This is a genomic window from Bacteroidetes Order II. bacterium (genome assembly GCA_016788705.1).
GTDB lineage: Bacteria > Bacteroidota > Rhodothermia > Rhodothermales > UBA2364 > UBA2364.
Genome location: JAEUSQ010000034.1, coordinates 1 through 7302, shown reverse-complemented (window position 1 = coordinate 7302; position 7302 = coordinate 1). Strand labels below are relative to the sequence as shown.

The 7302-nt window shown below is 45.8% G+C and carries 7 protein-coding genes; 5 read left to right on the top strand and 2 right to left on the bottom strand.

Annotated elements, in window-relative coordinates; translation table 11 throughout:
• A partial coding sequence (locus JNN12_08960; protein ID MBL7978458.1) for a transposase occupies nt 1-478 on the top strand: 478 nt, incomplete at its 5' end.
• Nucleotides 479-585: 107 nt separating this feature from the next.
• On the opposite strand, the gene porQ is transcribed toward JNN12_08960, so the two are convergent.
• On the bottom strand, nt 586-1575 hold the full coding sequence (porQ, locus tag JNN12_08955; GenBank protein ID MBL7978457.1) for a type IX secretion system protein PorQ: 990 nt from the start codon (nt 1573-1575) through the stop codon (nt 586-588).
• Between the two features lie 225 nt (nt 1576-1800).
• On the opposite strand from porQ, the gene JNN12_08950 reads away from it, so the two are divergent.
• The 4 genes from JNN12_08950 to JNN12_08935 all read left to right on the top strand — a co-directional run bounded on the left by JNN12_08950 (nt 1801) and on the right by JNN12_08935 (nt 6586).
• Entirely contained in the window at nt 1801-3303 is a 1503-nt protein-coding gene (locus JNN12_08950) for a DUF1800 domain-containing protein (protein ID MBL7978456.1), read from the top strand.
• 48 nt (nt 3304-3351) lie between these two features.
• Complete coding sequence (locus JNN12_08945) at nt 3352-5004, top strand: DUF1501 domain-containing protein (protein MBL7978455.1); 1653 nt, start codon at nt 3352-3354, stop codon at nt 5002-5004.
• A 117-nt stretch (nt 5005-5121) separates the two neighbouring features.
• A complete protein-coding gene (locus tag JNN12_08940; GenBank protein MBL7978454.1) occupies nt 5122-5733 on the top strand; it encodes a phosphatidate cytidylyltransferase in 612 nt (203 codons plus the stop codon).
• A gap of 10 nt (nt 5734-5743) precedes the next feature.
• Nucleotides 5744-6586: a hypothetical protein gene (locus tag JNN12_08935; GenBank protein ID MBL7978453.1), complete on the top strand. Its 843-nt coding sequence runs from the start codon at nt 5744-5746 to the stop codon at nt 6584-6586.
• A 187-nt stretch (nt 6587-6773) separates the two neighbouring features.
• Here JNN12_08935 and JNN12_08930 read toward each other — a convergent pair.
• A partial coding sequence (locus JNN12_08930; protein ID MBL7978452.1) for a T9SS type A sorting domain-containing protein occupies nt 6774-7302 on the bottom strand: 529 nt, incomplete at its 5' end.

Sequence of the window (7302 nt, the reverse complement as noted above, 5' to 3'; positions counted from 1 at the left end):
GTTATTCAATAATTTGCCGCTTAATGTGGCTTATCAATATCCTAGAAGTGTCCAAGTCAAAGCGTGTTCGGTCTATTTATCAGGCTTGAAATACCTCAACAAAAACGGAAATATTGAGTATTTGATAGTCGCTTCCTTTGGCAAATCGCAGCAAGTGCTTGAATTCTATAAACTTAGATGGCAAATTGAAACCATGTTTCGCGCTTTCAAAACCGCTGGGTTTAATCTCGAAGATACCCATTTGAAAGATTATGACCGATTAGATAAATTGCTTGCAATGGTCGCATTGGCCTTCGTTTGGGCGTATAAAACAGGAATGTATCGAGATAAAGCGGTAAAACCAATCAAAATCAAGAAACATGGAAGGCCAGAAAAATCATTATTCGCATATGGCTTAGAATGGGTGGCGCAAGTCTTAATCAATCAATTTAATCACTTGTACCAAAAAATCATTACCCCTTTTTTGTCATGTACTTAGAAGAAAAACAATAAGAAGCGGCAAATTGCGTATCAAAATCCCTTAGTCGGTGCCTTGACGAAATCTTGGTTTATGTAAAGGACATACCCAGAAAAGCAATCGAATGCCTATTTTAGGCGATACTGGGCCGTGAGTTGATGTAATTTTCCCGCCGAGGACCAGTTGTTATAGCCATAGTCTAACCGGAATTGCGAGATTTTAAGGCCAAATCCAATACCCAAACCAGCCATATCCAAACGGTTTCGAACACGAAGCATTTCATTTCGGAGTGGATTATAACCCAATCGAATGCTCATGGCAGTTCCTAAACGGAATTCTCCGCCAAAACTGAAATGATTTAGCACCTGTCGTGCCGAAAAATCATCTTCTTCAATATCCAGCAAGTTATAAGCCATCACCGATATGGTAAACGGCATATACCGCAGTTTCTGGGAAATCCCCACCCGAATATCCGTAGGCAGCACATCCTTGGTTTCCCCCAAAGAATCAAATGTTTTACCCACATTCAGGGCACTGGCACTAACGATAAGCCCACCTTCGTCGTGGTGATAGACCAGGCCAAAATCAGCCGCTACCGCACTAGCCCGGTACTCCGAAATCCGAGAAATGATGCCATGTACATTAATCCCATAACGAATACGGGCGGTATAATCACGGGAAAGGCCCGCAGTCAGCGCAACATCACCTGCCGAAAACCCGTTCGGTGTACAGTCCAAAGATTCGGATGGAACAGAACCTGCCGTATCTCCACATCCCGTTTCTACAAAGTTGCCATATCCGATGGCCCTAACACCAAGGGCAATCGTCCCTACTTTGGGCACATGATGCGCATAGGCAGCCGAGGTGGCACGCGCATCGGCGAGATAGTTGAGCACCGAAACCGACACCACGCCGGCTGAAGATAGGTCTAAAGTGGCCGGATTGTAGAAGAATGTATTAACATCCCCGTTCATGCCAGCATAGGCACTCCCCATTGCCATTGCCCGGGCAGAGGGTTCAATTCTTAAAAACGAAAAACCTGTGGGCTGAAGACTTGGTTGGGCCTGCAAATAAAACGGAAAAAAAAGTAGCAGAAGAATGAAGTACTTAGATTGCATATGCTTGGTGCTTTGGTCAGATAAACAAAAAAGGAAGGGTAACAAGCACCATGAAAAGGGAATTGGTTTAGGGTTTTGTTAATGAACCGCTTTCATGATCATCTGGTTCCAAGAAAAAAAAGCAATTCCGTCACCAATTCAACACAAAATCAATATCGCAAAAGAGCGATTTTGTATTTATCTTGATCCAGACAATCGCTTCAGCAACCCGCCCTTCAAAGTGTTATGAACAATTTTGACAACCATCCGATTTCCTCGACACCCAAACAGGGTGCGCCGATGCCTACCGCACCAGTTGTGGCGGGCGGTTTAGAACCCTATGTTCCGACTTCAACAATGCCTTGGAACCGTGAGCGGGTGATGCACTTACTGCGAAGAACGGGCTTTGGTGCGCCATACAACGAAGTAAGTTCTTTTTTGAACCGTACCCCACTCGAGGCAATAAACCAGATCATCAACAATGCGTTGAACCTGCCCCTTCCAACCACTCCGTCGTGGGCTACAACAGGATACCCCGCCTCGACAGCAACCCAAGCGGAGAAGGATTTATACAATACCAACGCCCGCAACTGGTTGTATGAATATCAAAATACATGGTATAAGGAAATGCGGGGCGGAGCACTGCGCGAGAAACTGACCCTTTTCTGGAGTAACCATTTTGTGACGGCCTATGGCAGCTACAATAATAATGGCCCTTTTGGGTATCAATATATTGACCTGTTGCGGCGATATGCCCTTGGAAATTTCAGCCAATTGGTGCGGGAGGTGGGCAAGCTTCCGGCGATGCTCTATTACTTAAATGGCAGGGACAACCGAAAGGGAGCACCCAATGAAAACTATGCCCGTGAATTATTGGAACTTTTTACGATGGGGATTGGGAATTATACCCAAGAAGACATTGTTCAAACGGCCAAAGCCCTCACTGGATGGCAAGTTAATACACAAACCCTGAGTTCGTTTTTTAACAGTACGCGCTTTGAGACGGGCAATAAAACGATTTTTGGAAAAACAGGTGCCTGGGGATACGACGATGTCATCAACCTTATCTTTTCTGAACGAAAAACAGAAACCGCACGATTTGTTTGCTGGAAGTTGTATCAGTTTTTTGTGTATTTTATCCCCAATGAAACCATCGTTACACAATTGGCCGACCAACTGATCGCCCATAATTTTGAAATCACACCCATACTCCGGACCTTATTTGCGAGTACACACTTTTTTGAAAGCGTCTTTATTGGCGCCAAATACAAAAGTCCGGTAGAACTAACGGTTGGCCTTTTTAACGAAGTGGGTTTACCCGCTTTTACAGAAGCAAATTACACCTCCATCGTCCGTACCTATTTGAACCGAGCGGATCAAATGCTGATGTCTCCTCCCAATGTTGCTGGATGGCCCGAGTATCGTTCGTGGATCTCGACCAATGCACTGACAAGGCGGTGGGATTTATTAAACATTCTTGCATTGGGTACCAAGACGATTCCAGCCCTACCTGTAAAAAACTTTGCGCTGGGCCTGCCAAATGTAGGGAATGCCTATGAGTTGGCCTTTGAACTCGCGAATCGGATTGTTTCGGTTCCTTTCCCCGAAACAGAGAAAACGGCTTTGGGGAAGAAATTATTAGATGGTATGCCAGACTATGAGTGGTCTATCAATGCCTCAACAGCCGAAAGCAAACTCAAAAATTTCCTCCGTTACTTGGTTAGACTACCAGAATTCCAGTTGTGCTGACCATATCCCCTCTTTTGTATCCTTTTATCCTGTTCAACCTCCAAGAACATGTGTCAATCTTCTTCCAAAGACCAAAACACGTCCCATGATGACTTGGGCCGTTTCGGTGATTCGCTCTCACACGGCGACGCCCACGCCCAAGACCATGCCCGCTGGACCCGCCGCGATTTTCTGTATCGGGTAGGGGCAGCTTCCCTTGGTGCCAGTCTCATGATGAGTGGACTACCCGTTCGGGCCTATGGTGGCAGCCGATTATTGGAACGGTTGTCCCTGCTCAATACCGATAAAATTCTGGTCATTATCCAACTGAACGGCGGGAACGATGGGCTAAACACCATTATTCCGGTTACGAATGACCGTTACTACAGCAATCGTCCTAATATTGGGATCAAGGCCGCAGATGCTATTAAGCTATCTGATGAGTATTATATACACAAATCATTAAGCAGCCTTCAACATGCTTGGGGGAACGATGAAATGGCCATATTACACTCAGTAGGTTATCCAACTCCCAATTTGTCCCATTTTCGGGCAACAGATATTTGGGTATCAGGCAGTGGTTCGGGCGACTATTGGGAGGATGGCTGGATTGGCCGCAGTTTAGACACCGAATATCCGGAATACAAAAACAATCCAACGCCCTACCCCCTAGCGGTCCAAATTGGATCGGTGGCCTCCATGTTGTTCCGAGGACCCGATACCGCTATGGGCTTGTCCGTCTCCGATCCATCAGAATTCTACCGGATTGTTTCGGGAGGCGCAGTTTATGATCCCGACGATGTGCCTACTTCCCATTATGGAACAGAACTATCGTATGTACGGTCTGTCGCAAATGACTCTGTGGTGTACGGAACGGCACTCAAAACCTCTTATGATAAGACTAAAGCAACCGTCACCTATCCTTCTACCACTTTTGCAGGGAGTTTAGCCATCGTCTCTCGGCTTATTCGGGGCGAATTAGGGGCTCGTATTTACCACGTGTCTCTGAGCGGGTTCGATACACACGCCTCTCAGGCAACGACCCAAGCAAACTTACTACTTCAGTTGGGGGATGCCGTTAAAGCCTTTACGGATGAACTTAATGCTGCCGGATATGGTGACCGCGTACTATCCATGACTTTCTCGGAGTTTGGACGGCGTGTAAAAGAAAATGGCTCCTCTGGCACCGACCACGGCACCGCAGCGCCCATGTTCCTTTTCGGAAAAGGTGTTAATGGTGGTTTTTTTGGAACAGGTCCAGACCTTGTGAACCTTGATGCGGGTGGGAATATCAAATACAGTACCGACTTCCGGGCGGTTTATGGTACCGTACTCCTCAATTGGTTTGGCATGTCTCAGAACGAGGTTCAACAAATTTTAGGCTTGCCATCGTTTTCTGTAGGAGGCTATTTACCGCCTATCGTCGCCACGCCCAGCTACCAAGAAGAACCATTACCACACGGCATTGTTCTGGAACAAAATTTCCCGAATCCCTTTAAGGATCTGACAACCATTCGCTTTACGCTTCCACAGCCGATGAAGGCAAGTTTGCGTGTATATGACCTAAACGGACGGATGATCGCCAAACTTACAGATTCTTTTCATGATGCAGGGAACCACGATATTCGTTTTAATGGAGATTGGCTACCAAATGGCCGCTATCTCGTCCGATTGGAAACGCCAGTGGGCGCCACCACCCGACAAATGACCATCAACCATTAAGGATTCTTCGGAGGCTTCTTTAAAGGAATATCAAACTTTTTTCTAAAACAGAACACCCAAAAGCCACGGAAGTACAGTTAGACTGAACTATTTTTTTGCTTCAGTCTATAAAAATCGGTGACTACAACCCCCAACCACATTCCCTTCTGGGCAGAGCTTAGCCGCAAAGCCGTACACCTAAGTTCTTTGGGCATTTCTGCTTTTGTATGGATTTGGGGCGCTGGGCTTGCGCTCAAAATTTTAATTCCACTCTGCCTATTGTTTTTTTTAGGAGATTTACTGCGGGCGCATTCGGAACCCTTCCGGTCGTTCATCAACCAATATTTTGCCTTTATGATGCGGGACTTTGAGCTGATCCCCAAAAAACTCATCATAAACGGGGCTACGTGGGTCTTGCTGGGCGCTGTTCTTACCTTTTCGTTGTTCCCACAAGATATCGCCCTTGCATCTTTTAGTATTTTGATTCTGGGCGACGCCTTTGCAGCCATTATAGGACGTCTTTATGGCAAAACCCCTTTATGGAATACCGGAAAAAGTATTGAGGGTAGCATTGCCTTTGTTCTGTTTTCGTGCATGGTTTTTCCCTTTGTGCCTTCAATCGGTTTTTTTGCATTGATAACCGCCATACTGTTTGCAGCCTTGGCAGAAGCTTTGCCTTTGCCATTAGACGACAATATCCGGATTCCTATTGTGGCAGGATGCACCCTATGGCTGTTTCAACTGTTTTGAATCTATGCCGATGCTGTCTAAACTTGTACCTTTCCCTCAACCCCCACTATACCCTTTCCAAACGCCTATTATGCTGATGCACGGGATGGGCTTGATGGGAGCAATTGGGCGAAAAGGCATGATGGACCCCATCGCTCTTTTCTTGCGCTTGCACGGTTGCAAGGCTTTTGCACCGAATGTTGCGCCATACAACCATACCGAAGAAAGGGCTTTGGCTTGGCGTGCCCATCTCTTACGCATACTGGAGGAAACGGGCGCAGACAAGGTCCACTTGATGGCCCATTCCTTGGGTGGATTAGACGCCCGGTACTTGGTGAGCAACTTAGATATGGCGGCACACGTTACCCAAATCACCACCATTGCCACGCCTCATCACGGTTCTTCCCTTGCCACCTTTTTTCTGAAGCAACCCAAAGTACTGACACATACCTTTGCTCATTTTTTAGACTTTACCGGAAAACAAAGCCTCCCGAACACACCCTCTGATGCCCAAAAAGTCCTACGGCAGCTTACGCCAGCATATATGAAAACCCAATTTAACCCTAATGTAAGTGATCATCCCGACGTGCACTATCGGTGTATTGCTTCACGGGCCGGAAAAAACACCCCCATCCACATTTCACCCCTATTGTTCACGCAAAATCGCCTTTTATACCATGCAGAAGGAGAAAATGACGGCCTTGTTTCTGTTAACAGCGCTCATTGGGGCGGAAGTACCGAAACAATAGACGCAGACCATCTCACCCATATTTGTGTCGCACCTAAAGCAACTAAAAACAATATGCTGAATAAATACCTTAGATGGGCCTTAGAGGCCGATGGGATATTCCCCGGCTCATTACGACCTATATAAACTATGCCCGAATGCAGCCTCATACATCTAATTCTTTATACTTTTTTAGTTGGATATGCAAATAAGATTGCATATCCATCAGACAATAAAGCAGGCCCTTTCTTCCCTTGCCCTCACAGAGCCATTAAAAAAGAATCCCCAAGCGTATTTCTTGGGGATTCTAAGGCGGAACGGCTTAAAAACAAAATTAGTTTATAACCATAAACTTTCTAACAAGATATTTTGTATCTGTTTTTAGGCGTAGGAAATATACACCATTAGAAAGTTGGCCATTCTCGTAGGGTAAACTGTATTCTCCTGGCCCTTGATAACCAATCTTACCCTGATCTATCACCCGTCCTAATCCATCCAGTACTTCAAAAGCCACTTGGGTCGCATTAGATAAGGTGTATTTGAACGTCGTAGATGTATTAAATGGGTTAGGATAATTTCCGGTTATTGACATTCCATCGGGAAGTTCTTCTTTTTCTGTTGCCACCGTAATGTTATTGTGGAAATAAACATTGTCCACATAAACTGTGCTCGTAGCCGTTGGAACCCCCACGAAGATAATTTGTGCAATGTTTTTCTTGGTTGTAAGCCCCGTAAAGTCCGAAAGAGGAATATCCAAACTCACCCATTGACCTTGTGCAGGATTGGCAATGTTTACCTGATGTTCCACATCATCCCCACCACCAAAAGCACCATTCGCACCAAAATCTACTAATTTAATACCC